The organism is Streptomyces sp. NPDC127097, assembly GCF_042724075.1.
Taxonomy (GTDB): Bacteria; Actinomycetota; Actinomycetes; order Streptomycetales; family Streptomycetaceae; genus Streptomyces.
In genome coordinates this window covers 167,099-185,101 of sequence record NZ_JBHXFI010000009.1, presented here as the reverse complement: position 1 = coordinate 185,101, position 18,003 = coordinate 167,099, and the positions used below count along the sequence as shown (strand labels likewise).

The following is an 18,003-nucleotide window of genomic DNA, read 5'->3' as shown; positions in this document are numbered from 1 at the left end:
CCCGCCGGGCACTCGCCGACAGCGGGCTGGACCGGGCGGTGATCGACGGCTTCGCCTCGGCCGGGCTGGGCACGCTCGCGCCCGTCGAGATCGGGAAGGCTTTGAGGAGTGGAGCCTAGGGGAGTCGAACCCCTGACATCTGCCATGCAAAGACAGCGCTCTACCAACTGAGCTAAGGCCCCTTCGCGGACCAGGGTACCCGGTGTCCGACCGCTTTCCCGACCGGGTATCGCCGCACACCGTTGCTCTCCGTAGGATGCTTCGCGAGATTCGCGGCAGCGAAGCGATCGGGGAGACAGGGGAGACGGTATGGACTCAGCACAGCAGGAAGCCACCGCGCGGGCCCGGGAGCTCCAGCGCAGTTGGTACGGGGAGCCTCTGGGTGCGCTGTTCCGCCGTCTCATCGACGATCTCGGTCTGAACCAGGCCCGGCTGGCCGCTGTGCTCGGTCTGTCCGCCCCGATGCTGTCCCAGCTGATGAGCGGGCAGCGCGCGAAGATAGGCAACCCGGCCGTGGTGCAGCGGGTGCAGGCGCTGCAAGACCTGGCCGGACAGGTCGCCGGCGGCAGCGTCAGCGCCGCCGAGGCCACCGACCGCATGGACGAGATCAAGAAGACGGCGGGCGGTTCGGTGCTGAACAACACCGCGCAGCAGACGTCGTCGACGGGGGCGACCACGGTGCGGCGCGTGGTGCGGGAGATCCAGTCGCTGCTGCGGTCGGTCGCCGACGCCGGGGACATCATCGATGCGGCGAACACCCTCGCCCCGGCTCACCCCGAACTGGCAGAGTTCCTCCGGGTCTACGGTGCCGGTCGCACCGCGGACGCGGTCGCCCATTACGAGGCGCACCAGAGTTAGCCACAGGGGACGTCGCGGATTCGGAAAGCGGACGGGGCGCAATGGGTGAGGTCTTCGCCGGTCGGTATGAACTGATCGACCCGATCGGGCGGGGTGGGGTGGGCGCGGTCTGGCGCGCCTGGGACGCCCGGCGCCGCCGCTACGTTGCCGCCAAGGTGCTGCAACAGAGCGACGCCCACACCCTGCTGCGCTTCGTCCGCGAACAGGCACTGCGGATCGACCATCCGCATGTGCTGGCACCGGCGAGCTGGGCCGCGGACGACGACAAGGTGCTGTTCACCATGGACCTGGTGAACGGGGGCTCGCTGGCGCATCTCATCGGGGATTACGGCCCGTTGCCGCCGCGGTTCGTGTGCACGCTCCTGGATCAGCTGTTGGCCGGGCTGACCGCCGTGCACGCGGAGGGGGTGGTGCACCGCGACATCAAGCCGGCGAACGTGCTGCTGGAGGCCACCGGCACCGGGCGGCCGCATCTGCGGCTGTCCGACTTCGGCATCGCGATGCGCAAGGGCGAGCCACGGCTCACCGAGGCCAACTACGTGGTGGGCACGCCCGGCTACTTCGCTCCCGAGCAACTGCTGGGCGCCGAACCGGACTTCCCCGCGGACCTGTTCGCGGTCGGCCTGGTCGCGCTCTATCTGATCACCGGCACCAAGCCGGACGCCGAGGCGATGAGCCAGTACTTCACCCAGCACGGCATCCCGAACGCGCCCGAGGGCGTCCCGGAGCCGCTGTGGCAGGTGCTGGCCTCCCTGGTGCACCCGGACCCGGATGCCCGGTTCAAGACGGCCACCGGGGCGCGGAAGGCGATTCTGTCGGCCGTCGAGCTGCTGCCGGACGCCACGATCGAGGACGAGATCGTCGAGGTCTTCGACCACATAGGGCCGCTGCCGGCCGGCTTCGGGCCGGACGGGCCGCTGCGTCCCCGTGGCCCGGCGGGCCCCGCGACGGCCGGCGCCACCACGGGCACCGGGACCACCGGGCAGGTCTCCATGTCGGACACCGGCAGCTTCCAGCTCGCCCCGCCGGAACCGACCGCCCCTCCGACACCGACACCGACACCGACACCGCCCCCCGCGCCCACGCCGATGCCGAGGGTGACGCCTGACAGCACGTACACGGGCCACGGCGGCACGCCCACCGGTCAGCGCGACACCTCCACCGGTCATGGCTCCTATACGGGCCATGACTCCTATACGGGCCACGGCGATGCCGTCACCGGCCAGGGCGGTACGCCCACCGGCTACGGCACGCCGGCCGGGCCGCCCGCCTCGTCCGGCATGCCGCTCCCGGCACCGGCGGCGCCCCCGCCCCCGCCCCCGGCGCCCGCGTACGAGCCGACGGCCCCCGGCCACCCGGAACGGTCCGCGACCCGCCCCTACACGGCCGGCCCGCTGCCGGTCCCCGGGCAGCCCCCGGCGGGCGCCGCCGCCACCGTGCCGTCCCCGGCGCACCACGCCCCGTACAGAAAGCCGGGCCCGCCCGCGAAGGTCGCGGTTCCGGTGCTGATCGTGGCGTTGCTGTGCATCGCGGTCGGCGTCTGGGCACTGTTCGCCGCCTGACGCCCCGCCACGGGGCCGGTGGGCCGAAGTGCGCCCGGCCCCTCGGGAAGCCGCTACCAGCCCTGTGGCGGCCCGAACCGGGGGTCCTGTGGCGCCTGTTGGGCCGAGGCCGTCGACTGTCCCGGCAGCGAGGGGCGGCCGCCCGGGCCGCCCGCGGTAGCCGGCCCGCCCGCCGCACCAGGCCCGGACCGTGGACCCGCCGCACGGGCCGCGGACCGCCGCGCCACCAGCGTCCAGGCGCCCAGTCCCAGCAGCAGCACCACACCCGTGCCGATCCCGGTGTAGGCCACCGTCATCAAGGTGCCGCTCTTCGCCGCCTCCTGTGCGGTCTGGCCCTTCCGCGCCGTCGCCCGGTCCTCGGGCGTGACGGAGAAGACGCCGGCCGGCCCGGCGTAACCGGGCCCGTCCTTGGCGGTGCCCCGGACATCCACCCGGAGGGTGAGCTCCGCGCCCTTGGGGAAGTACTGGGCGGCATCGGGGTGCAGGCTCACCGCGAGGTAGTACCAGCCCGCGAACCGCATCGCGTTGACCGAGCCGGTGGAGTCGAAGCGGTTGCCGTAGTCGACCGGTGCGGTGAACTCCTTGGCGGCGGCCGGCTTCCCGGTGTACGAGACGAAGCTGGGGTCGCCGACCGCACCGCGCGCCGGGTTGTAGACGGCCAGCCCGAGCACCCTGGCCAGGAAGGCGGAGGCCCGGGACGACGTCGAGTTCGGCAGCTCGGCGCTCAGGTTGAGCCGCTGTCCCCAGTCCACCGGGACGCGGTAGAAGCGCGTCTCGCCCGGCCTGATCCGGTCCTTCCAGACCCCCGAGGCGACCGAGCCCGCGTCGTTGAAGCCGGTGCCGCCCCTGGCATGGCGCTTGGTGGCGTCCGTACGCGGTGCCGGGGTCGCGGTGCTCCAGGTGCCGTGGCCGGGCTTGGCGGGGGTACCGCCCTCCAGCCGGGGCTCGTTGAGGTAGTTGATTTCCAGCGGCCAGGTGTCGGTGCCGGAGGTCTCCGATCCCTCGCGGGTGATGACGAGGTAGTACGGGCCGGCCTTCTGGCACTCCGTACGGTCGGCGCCGATGCGGCGGGTGACGTAGTCGGCGATCGGGTACGCCATGCCGCCGCCGTTGAAGGACGGCCGCGCCTCCGAGCCGCAGCTCGTGCCGTTGCTGTCCTGGACGCTGAGGGTCAGCTTGTCGCCGTAGTCCGCGACCTTGGTGCCGGGTGTGGGCGCCGCGACGGCCGAGAAGTACGCATTGGTCCTGGCGTCCAGATTGACGGCGTACCACTTCTGCTCGCCGCGCTTGATGGCGTCGGTGTGCAGACCGGGCTTGAGCGACGGTGCGTCCGTGGACCTGGGGCTGCCCGCGATCTTCGTGGCGCCCTCCCCCATGCGGTAGCGGGGCACGTCCTCGGCGGAGGCCACGCCCACCGCCCCCGGCAGGATCGGCACCGCGGCGAGCGCCGCCAGCACGGCTATGCCCCTGTACGTCGTGCGCCCCGTCACCACGAGCCACCCCTCATCGGATCCGAATTCCCGCCATCGGCACGCGGCCGTCGGCGCACCCGCCCGCAGGCGACCACGAGACCGGCCGGCAGCCGTACGCCCACAGCGCCGACGGCGACCGCCGCCACACGTTTCTGTGGACCATCCTCCACCGCCACCGGGCGTTTCGTCCGCCGAGGAGCCGGAATCGCTCCCGGAGGCTTCGGCCGCGACCGCGGTGCGCGGACCTGGGTGCCGCCGAAGGACGTAGCGGCGCCGTAGCCCCGGACCGTCGGCTCGTTGGCGAACTCGACGTCGCAGCGCAGCTGCTGGCCCCGGCGTGACGCCCTTCGTCAGCGGATGTTCCACGTGAAACGTCAACTCCATCGGCCACCGAGCCGCGTCCGAGCCCGTGGCTTGAAGCAGTAACCGTCCTCGGCGAGTTGGGCGGCAACCGGCCGGGCGAGCCGGGTAGCGAGCCGGGTGTCGCCGCAGCCCCTGTCCCCCCTCGTGTCCCACTGACCACACCACAGCCAGCGTTTGCTATTGCAAGCTAATAGTGTGCTATAGCAAACACAAGAAGATCGCCGTCACGGTCACCCAACGACAATCAGCCACTCCGGACCCGCCGCCCCGGGCCCCAGAGCGCCCGCCCCGGACGCACGAAACCCCGACCGCCCGGAGGCAATCGGGGTCCGTACGAACCTGCTGTGCGTAGAGGGGTCTCAGACACCCGAACCTGCGGGCACGGAGTCGGTCGCCTCCGTCCACAGATCCTGCTCGGCGCGATCCGCCTGGATCTGGCGGTACACGAGGAGCCCGCCGATGGCGGCCAGTGCGACCAGGAGAAGCTTCTTCACCGCGCGACCTCGTCTTTCGTTGACGTAGGGGACCTATGTCGGCCGATGATACACACCGACCGATACCGATCGGTTACCTAGCCCGCGGTCGGCAACACCTCTTCCGAGGCACGCACCGCGAGCCAACTTCCGCCTCCGTACAACGAATCGGCCCGGCCGGGGAGTTCCCCGGCCGGGCCGATTGTGCAGTGCGGCTACCAGGACTTGAACCTGGGGCCTCTTCCTTATCAGGGAAGCGCTCTAACCGTCTGAGCTATAGCCGCGCGCTCGCTGCACCAGAAGATTAGCGCACTTCAGAGGCGTTCCCAAAATCGGTTCACGGAGCCTCCCGAACGCCCTCCCACGAGGGACTCACTCGTCCTCGGCGAGGGTGAGCTCCACGCCCCCGACGAACCCGGCCGACAGGTTGTAGATGAAGGCACCGAGCGTGGCCAGGGCCGTCGCCAGCACCACGTCGATCACCGCGATGATCGACGTGAACAGCAGCGCCCGCGGCAGCGACAGGAACGACTGGAGATCGAAGCCGCCGCCGTCACTGGAGCCGGTGGCCTCGCTGATCGTGGCACCGACCGTGGAGAAGACGCCCATGGCGTTCATGACCATCCACAGCACCGCGACGGCCACGACCGTGCAGATGCCCAGCGCGATGGAGAGCAGGAAGCTCACCTTCATCACCGACCACGGGTCGGCGCGGGCCACCCGCAGCCGGGCCTTGCGGGTCCGTGGGGCCGTGGTGGCGCCCGTACGGGGCCGGCGCACCGCCTGCCCGCCACTCTGGCCGCCCTCGGTGGGATACGCCTGAGGCGGCTGATACGGCTGCTGTGCGCCGCTCCCGGCCTTTCCCTGGGGCTGCGGCTGCGGCTGGCGGGTATCGGTCACGGGTTCCCCTTGATGTGAGCCCTCGTCCCGGGGGCCGGTGTCGGAAACGGCGGAGCCACGGGCGCTGTCCTCCGTCACGGTCGCGGGTCCGGACGAGGAGCCCTTTCCGGCTCCCGATCCACCCGCCGCAGCGCCCGTGGCTCCACTCACGATCTACTCCTCGTGTTACTCCGCCGCGGGCTGCTCGCCCTCGGTCTCCGCGGACCCGGCCTCGTCCGCCGCGGTCTCGTCGGGCTCGGCGCCCCCGTCGACCTCTTCGGCTTCCCGGCCGGCCTCGGCGTTCCATGCGATGCCGACGACGGCATCACGCTTGCCCAGGTTGATCAGTTGGACGCCCATGGTGTCACGGCCCGTTTCCCGCACCTCGTTGACCCGCGTACGGATCACGCCACCCCCGAGCGTCACCGCGAGGATCTCATCCGTCTCCTCGACGACCAGCGCGCCGACCAGCGAACCCCGGTCCTCCACGATCTTGGCGGCCTTGATGCCCAGACCGCCGCGGCCCTGGACGCGGTACTCGTCGACCGCGGTGCGCTTGGCGTAACCGCCGTCCGTGGCGGTGAAGACGAAGGTGTTGGCGCGGACCACGTTCATGGAGAGCAGCTCGTCGCCCTCGCGGAAGCTCATGCCCTTCACACCCGAGGTGGCCCGGCCCATCGGGCGCAGCGCCTCGTCGGTCGCCGTGAAGCGGATCGACTGGGCCTTCTTGCTGATCAGCAGCAGATCGTCGTTCTCCGACACCAGCTCGGCGCCGATCAGCTCGTCGTCCGTGCCGTCCTCCTGCTCGCGCAGGTTGATCGCGATGACACCGCCGGACCGCGGGGAGTCGTAGTCCTTGAGCGGCGTCTTCTTCACCAGGCCGGCCTTGGTGGCGAGCACCAGATACGGCATGGCCTCGTAGTCGCGGATAGCCAGGATCTGCGCGATCTGCTCGTCCGGCTGGAAGGCGAGCAGATTGGCCACATGCTGACCCCGGGCGTCCCGTCCCGCGTCGGGGAGTTCGTACGCCTTGGCGCGGTAGACCCGGCCCTTGTTGGTGAAGAACAGCAGCCAGTGGTGGGTCGTGGAGACGAAGAAGTGGTCGACGATGTCGTCTTCCTTGAGCTTGGTGCCCCGGACGCCCTTGCCGCCGCGCTTCTGCGAGCGGTAGTCGTCGGTCTTCGTCCGCTTCACATAGCCGCCACGGGTGATCGTGACGACGATGTCCTCCTCGGCGATCAGGTCCTCGATGGACATGTCGCCTTCGAAGGGCACCAGCTTGGAGCGCCGGTCGTCGCCGAACTTCTCGACGATCGCGGCGAGTTCCTCGCTGATGATCTGGCGCTGCCGCTCCGGGGAGGCCAGGATCGCGTTGTACTCGTTGATCTTGCGCTGGAGCTCGTCGTGCTCGGCGGTGATCTTCTGGCGCTCCAGGGCGGCCAGCCGGCGCAGCTGCATCTCCAGGATCGCGTTCGCCTGGATCTCGTCGATCTCCAGCAGGCCCATCAGGCCCTCGCGCGCCACGTCGACGGTCTCACTGCGCCGGATCAGCGCGATGACCTCGTCGATGGCGTCCAGCGCCTTGAGCAGACCGCGCAGGATGTGCGCCCGCTCCTCGGCCTTGCGCAGGCGGAACTTCGTCCGGCGGACGATGACCTCGACCTGGTGCGTCACCCAGTTGCGGATGAAGGCGTCCAGCGAGAGCGTGCGCGGCACCCCGTCGACCAGCGCGAGCATGTTCGCGCCGAAGTTGGTCTGAAGATCGGTGTGCTTGTAGAGGTTGTTGAGGACGACCTTGGCGACCGCGTCCCGCTTGAGGACGATGACCAGACGCTGGCCCGTACGGGAGGAGGTCTCGTCGCGGACGTCCGCGATCCCGCCGACCTTGCCGTCCTTGACCAGGTCGGCGATCTTCTGCGCGAGGTTGTCCGGGTTGACCTGGTAGGGCAGCTCGGTGACCACCAGGCACTGGCGGTTCTGGATCTCCTCGACCTCGACCACCGCGCGCATCGTGATGGAGCCGCGGCCGGTGCGGTATGCCTCCTCGATGCCCTTGCGGCCCACCACCAGCGCACCGGTGGGGAAGTCCGGGCCCTTGATCCGCTCGATCAGCGCGTCCAGCAGCTCCTCGCTGGACGCCTCGGGGTGCTCCAGCGCCCACTGGGCGCCGGCCGCGACCTCGCGCAGGTTGTGCGGCGGGATGTTCGTCGCCATACCGACCGCGATACCGGCCGAGCCGTTGATCAGCAGGTTCGGGAAGCGGGCCGGCAGGACCGTCGGCTCCTGGTTACGGCCGTCGTAGTTGTCCTGGAAGTCGACGGTCTCCTCGTCGATGTCCCGGAGCATCTCCATCGACAGCGGCGCCATCTTGCACTCGGTGTACCGCATGGCGGCCGCCGGGTCGTTGCCCGGGGAGCCGAAGTTGCCGTTGGAGTCGACCAGCGGCATCCGCATCGACCAGGGCTGGGCCAGGCGCACCAGGGCGTCGTAGATCGAGGAGTCGCCGTGCGGGTGGTACGTACCCATGACGTCGCCGACGACGCGGGCGCACTTGTAGAAGCCCTTCTCGGGGCGGTAGCCGCCGTCGTACATCGCGTACAGGACGCGGCGGTGGACGGGCTTGAGGCCGTCCCGGACGTCCGGCAGCGCACGCGAGACGATGACGGACATCGCGTAGTCGAGGTAGGAGCGCTGCATCTCCGTTTCGAGCCCGACGGGCTCGACGCGCATCCCGACGCCTTCGATGGCGGCGGGCGCGCCCTCGGCGGTCACGCCGTCCGGGGTCACAGGGGGGTTCTCGTCGGCCATGGTGGTTCAAAGTCCTTTCGAGCTGCGGCTGTTGTACGGGCCGACAGGGCTCAGATGTCGAGGAAGCGGACGTCCTTGGCGTTGCGCTGGATGAACGAGCGGCGCGCCTCGACGTCCTCGCCCATCAGCACGGAGAACAGGTCGTCCGCGCGGGCCGCGTCGTCCAGGGAGACCTGGCCGAGGACACGGTGGTCGGTGTCCATGGTCGTGACCCGCAGCTCCTCGGCGTTCATCTCACCGAGACCCTTGAACCGCTGGACCGAGTCGTCCTTGATCCGCTTGCCGTTCTGCTTGCCGAGCTCGATCAGCGCGTCCCGCTCCGGGTCGGAGTAGGCGTACTCGAAGTCGTCCCGGCCCCACTTGATCTTGTACAGCGGCGGGCGGGAGAGGTAGACGTGCCCGGCCTCGACCAGCGGCCGCATGAAGCGGAAGAGGAAGGTGAGCAGCAGGGTGTTGATGTGCTGACCGTCGACATCGGCGTCCGCCATCAAGATGATCTTGTGGTACCGGAGCTTCTCGATGTCGAAGTCCTCGTGCACACCCGTGCCGAACGCCGAGATCAGCGCCTGGACCTCGTTGTTCTGGAGGATCTTGTCGACCCGGGCCTTCTCGACGTTGAGGATCTTGCCTCGGATCGGCAGGATCGCCTGGTACTCCGGGTTACGGCCGGACTTGGCCGAGCCGCCGGCGGAGTCACCCTCGACGATGAAGATCTCGCACTTCTCGGGGTCGTTGGACTGGCAGTCGCTCAGCTTGCCGGGCAGCGACGCGGTCTCCAGCAGACCCTTGCGACGGGTCAGATCACGCGCCTTACGGGCCGCCACCCGCGCGGTGGCCGCCTGGATGCCCTTGCGGATGATGTCCGCGGCCTCGTTGGGGTTGCGGTCCAGCCAGTCGTTGAGGTGCTCGTGAACCACCTTCTGGACGAAGGTCTTGACCTCGGTGTTGCCCAGCTTGGTCTTGGTCTGGCCCTCGAACTGCGGCTCGGCGAGCTTGACCGAGATGATCGCCGTCAGACCCTCGCGGATGTCCTCGCCCGTGAGGTTGTCGTCCTTCTCCCGCAGCAGCTTCTTGTCGCGCGCATAGCGGTTGATCAGGCCGGTCAGCGCGGCGCGGAAGCCCTCCTCGTGGGTACCGCCCTCATGGGTGTGGATGATGTTCGCGAAGCTGTAGACACCCTCGCTGTACTGGGTGTTCCACTGCATCGCGAGGTCGACGGAGAGGTTCCGCTCCTTGTCCTCGGCCTCCACCGAGACCACCGTCGGGTGCACCAGCTCGCCCTTGCGCGAGTTGAGGTACTTCACGAAGTCGACGATGCCGCCCTCGTAGTGGTACCGCACCGAGAGCGGCTTGCCGTCCTCGTCCACGTGGTCCGGGCGCTCGTCCTTGAGCGAGATGGTCAGCCCCTTGTTGAGGAACGCCATCTCCTGGAAGCGCCGCGACAGCGTCTCGAAGCTGTACGTGGTGGTCTCGAAGATCTCGCCGTCGGCCCAGAAGGTGACCGAGGTACCGGACTTCTCGGTGGCCTCGTGCTTGGCCAGCGGAGCGGTCGGCACACCCTGCTTGTACTCCTGGGTCCAGCGGAAGCCGTCCGTGTGGATCTCGACCGCGACCCGCTGCGACAGGGCGTTCACGACGGACACACCCACGCCGTGCAGACCACCGGAGACCGCGTACCCGCCGCCGCCGAACTTGCCGCCCGCGTGCAGCACGGTCAGCACGACCTCGACGGCCGGCTTGTTCTCGGACGGCACGATGCCGACGGGGATACCGCGGCCGTTGTCGACGACACGCACACCACCGTCGGCCAGGATCGTCACGTCGATGGTGTCGGCGTGGCCGGCCAGCGCCTCGTCGACGGAGTTGTCGACGACCTCCTGCACGAGGTGGTGCAGACCGCGCTCACCGGTGGAGCCGATGTACATGCCGGGACGCTTGCGGACCGCGTCCAGCCCTTCGAGGACGGTGATCGCGCTGGCGTCGTACGACTTCTCCACCGCGGAGTCGCCCGTCGGGCCGACAGGAACCCCCTCTTCAGTAGAAGCCGTGTTGTTCTCGTTGAGGTCGCCGGAGTCGGCCACGAAGCGCCCTTTCTGGCACAGCACAAGCCCTTCCGCGCCTGTGCGGGTCACCCCAGGAGGACAGGCGGGAGCGGCTGCGTCGTTCGACATGTTCCGCGAGTGGGCGGGATTGCTACCAGTGTACCGGTGGCGCCGACACTCATGGGGGTTTGCAGGCACCTGAGTCGTCATGTGCCGCCCTGAACTGGCGTCCGCCGACTCCCCATATCCGAGACGGGGCCTCAGGACGCTCACGCGGGCACTCAGCGCTTCGGACTGTCAACCGGCGGCTACCGTGAGCGGAGTCTCATCCACCTCACCCGTATACAGGCGTCTTGCGCAGGTCATCCAGGGGGCCGGGGGCTCAGCCGTAGGTGTCGCCGGGGCCCTTGCTGCCCGGTGCGCGCAACGATCCGTAGCGCCGTGCCGGACCACCGGGGCCCAGCACCTTGATCACCTTTACGGTGCCGTGGCCCAGGTCCTCGTTGAGGCGGGCCACCAGCGTCGGGGCCAGCAGCCGCAGCTGCGTCGCCCAGGCCGTCGAATCGCACTGCACCGTCAGCACCCGGGCGTCCTCGTCGTACTTCTGCGGCTCGCAGTGTTGTGCCACCTCGGGCCCGACCAGCTGCGGCCAGCGCCCCATCACCCCGCCGACCGCCGCCGGGGTCTCCCAGCCGCGCTCCGTGATCAGCCGGTTGATCGCCGCACCGAGTGGCAGCGGATCGCGGCCGTCCGCGCGCGCCCCCGAGCGCAGTCCGCCGCGCCTGGCCTGCTTCTTCTGCTGTGCGGCCGCGCCCCGCGCCCGCGCCTGCTCCTTCGCGGCCACCAGCGCCTGCCGGGCCAGATCCACCCCGGACAGCTCCGGGGCCTTGGGCCGCTCGGGCTGCTCCTCGCTCACGGGGTCACCTTCTCCACGGCGCCGTCGGACACCGCGTAGCGCGCACCGGCCAGGACGCCCGGCACATCGTCGTCCACCGCCGCCGTCACCAGCACCTGCTCGCCCGGGGCCACCAGCTCCGCCAGCCGCTCACGACGGCGCGCGTCCAGCTCGGCGAAGACATCGTCCAGAACCAGCACCGGTTCATTGCCCTCCGCCCGCAGCAGGTCGTACGAGGCCAGCCGCAGCGCCAGCGCGTACGACCAGGACTCGCCATGGCTGGCGTAGCCCTTCGCCGGGAGCTGCCCCAGCTTGAGCACCAGATCGTCGCGGTGCGGGCCGACCAGCGTCACCCCGCGCTCGATCTCTCCCTTACGGGCCTCGCCCAGCGCCGCCAGCAGCACACCGTACAGGTCCTCGCGGGTGGTGGCGTCGGCCATCGCCTCGCCCGCCGAACCGCGGTACTCCAGCGCCAGCGGACCGCCGCCCGGCGCCAGCTGGTCGTACGCCTTGTCCGCGAGCGGCCGCAGCGCGGCGATCAGGTCGAGCCGCTGCGCCAGCAGCTCGGCACCCGCGCGGGCCAGATGCTGGTCCCACACGTCGAGGGTGGACAGATCCATCTGCCGGCCGCCGTGCCGCCGCGCCAACGCGGCGGTCTTCAACAGGGTGTTGCGCTGCTTGAGGACCCGGTCGTAGTCCGAGCGCACCCCGGCCATCCGCGGCGAGCGCGCGGTGATCAGCTCGTCCAGGAACCGCCGGCGCTCGCCCGGATCGCCCTTGACCAGCGCCAGATCCTCCGGCGCGAACAGCACCGTCCGCACGATGCCCAGTACGTCCCGCGGCCTGACCTGCGAAGACCTGTTGATCCTGGCGCGGTTCGCCTTGCCCGGGTTGAGCTCCAGCTCGATCAGCTGCTGCCGCTCGCCCTGGACGACGGCGGCCCGGACGATGGCCCGTTCGGCGCCCATCCGCACCAGCGGGGCGTCCGAGGAGACCCGGTGGCTGCCGAGCGTGGCGAGATAGCCGACCGCCTCGACCAGATTGGTCTTGCCCTGCCCGTTGGGGCCCACGAAAGCCGTGACGCCCGGATCGAGCGGCACCTCGACCCGGGCGTACGAGCGGAAGTCGGCGAGGGACAGATGCGATACGTGCATGGCTGGGCGCCGACCTCCCCCGGCTGCTTACAACGGTTGCTGCCTGCTGCTTCTGGTTGCTGCGGTGTGAGCGGTGTCCGCTACTTCTTGCTCTCGACCGCGTGCCCACCGAACTGGTTGCGCAGCGCGGCGATCATCTTCATCTGCGGGGAGTCGTCCTGACGGGACCCGAACCGCGCGAAGAGCGAGGCCGTGATCGCGGGCAGCGGCACGGCGTTGTCGATGGCGGCCTCGACCGTCCAGCGGCCCTCACCGGAGTCGGCGGCGAAGCCGCGCAGCTTCTCCAGGTGCTCGTCGTCGTCGAGCGCGTTGACGGCCAGGTCGAGCAGCCAGGAACGGATGACCGTGCCCTCCTGCCAGGAGCGGAAGATCTCGCGGACGTCCGTGACGGAGTCGACCTTCTCCAGCAGCTCCCAGCCCTCGGCGAAGGCTTGCATCATCGCGTACTCGATGCCGTTGTGGACCATCTTCGCGAAGTGGCCGGCACCGACCTTGCCGGCGTGCACCGCACCGAAGTCGCCCTCGGGCTTGAGCGCGTCGAAGACCGGCTGCACCTTGGCGACATCGTCCTTGTCGCCGCCGTACATCAGCGCATAGCCGTTCTCCAGGCCCCAGACGCCGCCGGAGACACCGCAGTCGACGAAGCCGATGCCCTTGGCCTTCAGCTCCTCGGCGTGCTTCTCGTCGTCGGTCCAGCGGGAGTTGCCGCCGTCCACGACGATGTCGCCCGGCGAGAGCAGCTCGGCCAGCTCGTCGATCGTGGACTGGGTGGCGGCACCGGCCGGCACCATGACCCAGACCACCCGCGGACCCTTGAGCTTCTCCACAAGCCCCTGGAGGCTGTTGACATCCGCCAGGTCCGGGTTGCGGTCGTATCCGATGACGGTGTGGCCGGCGCGGCGAATGCGCTCGCGCATATTGCCGCCCATCTTGCCGAGACCGACGAGACCGAGCTCCATCAGAGACCCTCTTTGCACGTAGACGTTGCTGGTGTACCCGGACCCGAGCCTACGCCCGCAGGTCCGCGCACACCTGTGGGCTCAGCCGCTCATCAGGGGCCGGTCAGCCGGTCGCCGCAGGCCCGTGGCCTGGGCCGCTGTCCGGCGGCCACGGGACAGCGGGCGACGGCATGCCGCCACCCGCGTGACCCGCGCTCCGGCCGTCAGCCCGACAGCCGCACCGGCATGATCAGGTACTTGTACGCGTCGTCCGCCTCGGCGTCCTTGGCCGGCCGGCCGCTCAGCAGCGCGGGCTTGGTGGAGGTCGTGAAGGACAGCTGCGCCACGGGGGAGTCGATGGCCGACAGGCCCTCCAGGAGGAAGCCGGGGTTGAAGGCGATCGAGATGTCGTCACCGTCCAGATCGGCGTCGACCCTCTCCACAGCCTGTGCATCGTCGCTGGAGCCGGCCTCCAGGATCAGCACACCCTGCTCGAAGCTCAGCCGGACCGGGGTGTTCCGCTCGGCCACCAGGGCCACACGCTTGACGGCCTCGACGAACGGGGCGGTCTCGATCACGGCGACCGAATTGAACTCGGTCGGGAAGAGCGTGCGGTACTTCGGCAGGTCGCCTTCCAGCAGACGGGTCGTCGTCCGGCGCCCGGCACCCTCGAAACCGATCAGGCCCTCACCCTGCCCGGAGCCGGACAGCGCCAGCGTGACGGTGTCGCCGCTGCTCAGGGACTTGGCGGTGTCCAGCAGCGTCTTGGCGGGGACCAGCGCGACCGCGGAGGCGTCGGGGCTCTCCGGCTTCCACAGGAACTCGCGCACGGCGAAGCGGTAGCGGTCGGTGGAGGCCAGGGTGACCGTGTCGCCCTCGATCTCGATCCGTACGCCGGTGAGCACCGGGAGGGTGTCGTCACGGCCGGCGGCGATGGCGACCTGGGCGGCGGCCGCGGCGAAGACCTCACCGGGGACGGTGCCGGTGGCGGTGGGCATGGTCGGCAGGGACGGGTACTCCTCCACAGGAAGGGTGTGGAGGGTGAACCGCGAGGAGCCGCAGACGACGGTGACCCGTACACCGTCGGTGGAAATCTCCACCGGGCGGTTGGGGAGCGCACGGCAGATGTCGGCGAGCAGCCGGCCGGAGACGAGGACCGTGCCCTCCTCTTCCACCTCCGCGTCCACCGAGACCCGCGCGGAGACCTCGTAGTCGAAGCCGGAGAGGCTCAGCGTGCCGTCCTCCGTCTTCAGCAGCAGGCCCGCGAGGACGGGCACCGGCGGACGGGCCGGGAGGCTCTTGGCCGCCCAGGCCACTGCCTCCGCGAGTACATCGCGCTCCACCCGGATCTTCACCGGAAACCGCCTCCTGCTGTTGCTGGCTCTTCGCCCTGCTGGCCTTCGTCGTCGGCTGGGTTGCCGGAGACCAGTCTGACGCACGCCACCGACAGTCGGTGCGGCTCGGGGTCAAGTCGACTCGGCCGAGGGCGGGCACCCGGCGGCCAACTTGTGCACAGGCCCCGTTTCCGAACGAGTTCCCCGGTAGATATCCGTGGTCGTAGTAGTAGGGGCTGTGGAAACCGTGGACAACCGCTTTTGCGCAGGTCAACGCGGATTTTTTGTCCACCGCCCCTGTGGGTGGCGGCCGTGGATAAGCGGGCGGTTCTGTGGACCGCCGGAAGTTCTGCACACCCGATGCACAGGGGACAGGTACTTCTCCCCAGTGCCATCCCCAGCTTTACCCACGTTCCCCACAGCCCAACCGACCACCTTGGTGTGACGGCTTTCACTCGGCCCGGTGAGGGCGGGTGTCGTGTTGCCGAACAGTGGACAGCGGTGTGGAGAAGCTGGGGATTGCTGGGGACAACAGCGGCTTGCCTGTGGGCGGGCGGTGGACAAGACGCCGGCCGCCCTGTGGACGAATCCACTGTCCACACCCTGTGGAGGGCGGTTGGCCACAAATCCACATGCGGCTGACCTCCCCCGATGGCCCGTCAGTACACCGGCCTGTGGATCCCACAGGGATAACTTTCCCCTCCCCAGGATGTGGACGGAAGATTCTTGCCCAATCTGTGGAGAGAAGCCGTGTCCGGCCGCGGAATCGAACACAGGGGGTGCGCTCCACAGGTTTGGGACGGCGGCGGGGCGTCTCGGAGCGGGGGGTTGGAGGGCTCAAAGCGGGGCCGGGAGAGGTGCGTTACGCGATCGGACGCGCGCGGCGGGAGCGCGCAGGACGCCGCGGAGAGAAGCGGAAGGGAGCGGGGCGCAGCCGGGAGAAGGGTGCGGCCGGGCGCTCGCCGGGCGGTGGCCCCCGTACGGCGAAGGGCGCTCCGGGAGCGGATCCCGGAGCGCCCTGGGCGTCCTGTGGGCCGGCCTCAGCCGTTCTTGATGCGGTTGGTCAGCTCGGTGACCTGGTTGTAGATCGAACGTCGCTCGGCCATCAGCGCGCGGATCTTGCGGTCGGCGTGCATCACGGTCGTATGGTCCCGGCCGCCGAACTGCGCCCCGATCTTCGGCAGCGAGAGGTCGGTCAGCTCGCGGCACAGATACATGGCGATCTGGCGGGCGGTCACCAGGACCCGGCTGCGCGAGGAGCCGCACAGATCGTCGATGGTCAGCCCGAAGTAGTCCGCGGTCGAGGCCATGATCGCGGTCGCGGTGATCTCCGGCGCGGCGTCCTCGCCGCCGGGGATCAGATCCTTCAGCACGATCTCGGTCAGCCCCAGGTCCACCGGCTGCCGGTTGAGCGAGGCGAACGCCGTGACCCGGATCAGCGCGCCCTCCAGCTCACGGATGTTCCGCGAGATCCGGGACGCGATGAACTCCAGCACCTCCGGCGGCGCGTTCAGCTGCTCCTGCACCGCCTTCTTCCGCAGAATCGCGATCCGGGTCTCCAGCTCGGGCGGCTGGACGTCGGTGATCAGACCCCACTCGAAGCGGTTGCGCAGCCGGTCCTCCAGGGTGACCAGCTGCTTGGGCGGCCGGTCACTGGAGAGCACGATCTGCTTGTTCGCGTTGTGCAGCGTATTGAAGGTGTGGAAGAACTCCTCCTGCGTCGACTCCTTGCTCGCCAGGAACTGGATGTCGTCGACCAGCAGGATGTCCATGTCGCGGTAGCGCTTGCGGAACGCGTCCGCCTTGCCGTCGCGGATGGAGTTGATGAACTCGTTGGTGAACTCCTCCGAGCTCACGTACCGCACCCGGGTGCCCGGATACAGGCTCCGCGCGTAGTGCCCGATCGCATGCAGCAGGTGGGTCTTGCCCAGCCCCGATTCCCCGTAGATGAACAGCGGGTTGTACGCCTTGGCCGGCGCCTCGGCGACGGCCACCGCGGCGGCGTGCGCGAAGCGGTTGGAGGCACCGATGACGAAGGTGTCGAAGAGGTACTTCGGGTTGAGCCGCGCGGTCGGCTCACCGGGGCCGGTCGCCGGCGCGGGCTGCGCGGCGAGCGGGCTGGGCGCACCGCTGGGCGCGGGAAGCACGGCGCCGGGGCCGGAGCCGGGGGTGCCCGCGCGGCCGGTGTGCCCGCCGGGCTGGTGCTCGGAGCGGTCGCGGCGCGGCGGGTCATAAGGGGAGCGCGGACCGTCGGAGTGCTGCGGCGGCCCGTTGCGGTCGGGCGCCTGCGGACGGTAGTCGTTCTGCCGCTGCTGATGCTGCGAGATGTGGGACGACGGGGAGGCGTACGGGTCACGCTCGGGGAAGCCGCCGAGCTGCTGCTGCCAGCCGTAGTCGTCGCGCGGGCCGGGGCCGCCGCCCATCTGCGGCCAGCCGCCGGGCTCGTGCCGGGGCTGCGGGTAGTCCGGGTAGGCGGGCCGGACGCCGGGCAGGTCGTCGCCCTGGTGTCCGTATCCCTGCCGGCTGTCGTGCCGGGACTCGTGGCGGGTTTCGTAGCCGTCGTACGCATCGTGTTGCTGCTGTGACTGATGCGTCTGCTGGTGGTGCGGGGGGTGCTGCTGGGACGGCTGGTGCTGGGGTGCCGGCGGCGTGGACTGCGCCGGGGGCTCCTCGGAGGAGTCGTCCACGGTGATCGCGATCCGGATCGGGCGGCCGCACTCATGGCTGAGGGCCTCCCCGATCAGCGGCGCCAGCCGGCCTTCGAGCACACCCTTGGCGAATTCATTGGGGACGGCGAGCAACGCGGTATCGGCGACCAGCGCCAGCGGCTGGGTGCGCTTGAGCCAGGTCTCGTCCTTGGGCTTGAGGCCATCGACCTCCGCACGAAGGAGATGGTCGAGCACGCGGGGCCACACTGCGGCAAGATCGGCAGGTACATCAGCCACAGGGCACGCTCTCTCACAGTCCCACGAATGTGTGATTCTCAGGACGGGCGGGAAGGAATCGAAGTTCAGCCACGGTAGTCAGGGCGGGCCTGGGGATTCAAGTTGTTGTCCACAGCCTGTGCATAGTGTGTCCTGACAAGGGGCCGGCAGGCGACGCCGAGAAGCCGGTTTGACCGGATGGCGTAGCCGCGCGTACCGTGACCAGGTCGAGTTGTCGATGGCTGCTGCCGCCTGCCTCCGATGGGCAAAGATCACGCTCGAAGTGATCGTGTAGCGGTGC

The 18,003-nt window shown here is 69.8% G+C and carries 12 protein-coding genes and 2 tRNA genes; 2 read left to right on the top strand and 12 right to left on the bottom strand.

What is annotated here, in order from left to right:
* Positions 1 to 109 precede the first annotated feature (109 nt).
* Positions 110 to 182: transfer RNA gene (locus ACFWJW_RS10860), tRNA-Ala, on the bottom strand.
* A 127-nt stretch (positions 183 to 309) separates the two neighbouring features.
* Between ACFWJW_RS10860 and ACFWJW_RS10855 the strand changes: the two genes are divergently transcribed.
* Positions 310 to 858, top strand: coding sequence for a helix-turn-helix domain-containing protein (locus tag ACFWJW_RS10855; protein ID WP_387237800.1), 549 nt, complete (start codon positions 310 to 312; stop codon positions 856 to 858).
* 41 nt (positions 859 to 899) lie between these two features.
* A complete protein-coding gene (locus ACFWJW_RS10850; protein WP_387237798.1) occupies positions 900 to 2,420 on the top strand; it encodes a serine/threonine-protein kinase in 1,521 nt (506 codons plus the stop codon).
* Positions 2,421 to 2,473: 53 nt separating this feature from the next.
* Here ACFWJW_RS10850 and ACFWJW_RS10845 read toward each other — a convergent pair whose 3' ends face one another.
* The 11 genes from ACFWJW_RS10845 to dnaA all read right to left on the bottom strand — a co-directional run bounded on the left by ACFWJW_RS10845 (position 2,474) and on the right by dnaA (position 17,723).
* Complete coding sequence (locus tag ACFWJW_RS10845; protein WP_387237795.1) at positions 2,474 to 3,913, bottom strand: hypothetical protein; 1,440 nt, start codon at positions 3,911 to 3,913, stop codon at positions 2,474 to 2,476.
* Positions 3,914 to 4,614: 701 nt separating this feature from the next.
* A complete protein-coding gene (locus ACFWJW_RS10840; protein ID WP_003958712.1) occupies positions 4,615 to 4,749 on the bottom strand; it encodes a DLW-39 family protein in 135 nt (44 codons plus the stop codon).
* 189 nt (positions 4,750 to 4,938) lie between these two features.
* Positions 4,939 to 5,012 (bottom strand) — tRNA-Ile (locus ACFWJW_RS10835).
* A gap of 88 nt (positions 5,013 to 5,100) precedes the next feature.
* Positions 5,101 to 5,778: a DUF3566 domain-containing protein gene (locus tag ACFWJW_RS10830; RefSeq protein WP_387237792.1), complete on the bottom strand. Its 678-nt coding sequence runs from the start codon at positions 5,776 to 5,778 to the stop codon at positions 5,101 to 5,103.
* A gap of 15 nt (positions 5,779 to 5,793) precedes the next feature.
* A complete protein-coding gene (gene gyrA / locus ACFWJW_RS10825; protein WP_387237789.1) occupies positions 5,794 to 8,415 on the bottom strand; it encodes a DNA gyrase subunit A in 2,622 nt (873 codons plus the stop codon).
* Positions 8,416 to 8,465: 50 nt separating this feature from the next.
* Positions 8,466 to 10,520 carry a DNA topoisomerase (ATP-hydrolyzing) subunit B gene (gyrB, locus tag ACFWJW_RS10820; protein ID WP_387237828.1) on the bottom strand — a complete coding sequence of 685 codons (2,055 nt, stop codon included), beginning with the start codon at positions 10,518 to 10,520 and terminating at the stop codon, positions 8,466 to 8,468.
* A gap of 319 nt (positions 10,521 to 10,839) precedes the next feature.
* Positions 10,840 to 11,373: a DUF721 domain-containing protein gene (locus tag ACFWJW_RS10815; protein ID WP_042151016.1), complete on the bottom strand. Its 534-nt coding sequence runs from the start codon at positions 11,371 to 11,373 to the stop codon at positions 10,840 to 10,842.
* Positions 11,370 to 12,506 carry a DNA replication/repair protein RecF gene (gene recF / locus ACFWJW_RS10810; RefSeq protein ID WP_387237785.1) on the bottom strand — a complete coding sequence of 379 codons (1,137 nt, stop codon included), beginning with the start codon at positions 12,504 to 12,506 and terminating at the stop codon, positions 11,370 to 11,372. Before recF ends, ACFWJW_RS10815 begins: the two co-directional genes overlap by 4 nt.
* A gap of 80 nt (positions 12,507 to 12,586) precedes the next feature.
* Positions 12,587 to 13,465, bottom strand: coding sequence for a phosphogluconate dehydrogenase (NAD(+)-dependent, decarboxylating) (gene gnd, locus ACFWJW_RS10805; RefSeq protein WP_387237782.1), 879 nt, complete (start codon positions 13,463 to 13,465; stop codon positions 12,587 to 12,589).
* Positions 13,466 to 13,668: 203 nt separating this feature from the next.
* Positions 13,669 to 14,799 carry a DNA polymerase III subunit beta gene (gene dnaN, locus ACFWJW_RS10800; RefSeq protein WP_018092092.1) on the bottom strand — a complete coding sequence of 377 codons (1,131 nt, stop codon included), beginning with the start codon at positions 14,797 to 14,799 and terminating at the stop codon, positions 13,669 to 13,671.
* A 1,019-nt stretch (positions 14,800 to 15,818) separates the two neighbouring features.
* Positions 15,819 to 17,723: a chromosomal replication initiator protein DnaA gene (gene dnaA, locus ACFWJW_RS10795; RefSeq protein WP_387237778.1), complete on the bottom strand. Its 1,905-nt coding sequence runs from the start codon at positions 17,721 to 17,723 to the stop codon at positions 15,819 to 15,821.
* Between the last annotated feature and the right edge of the window lie 280 nt (positions 17,724 to 18,003).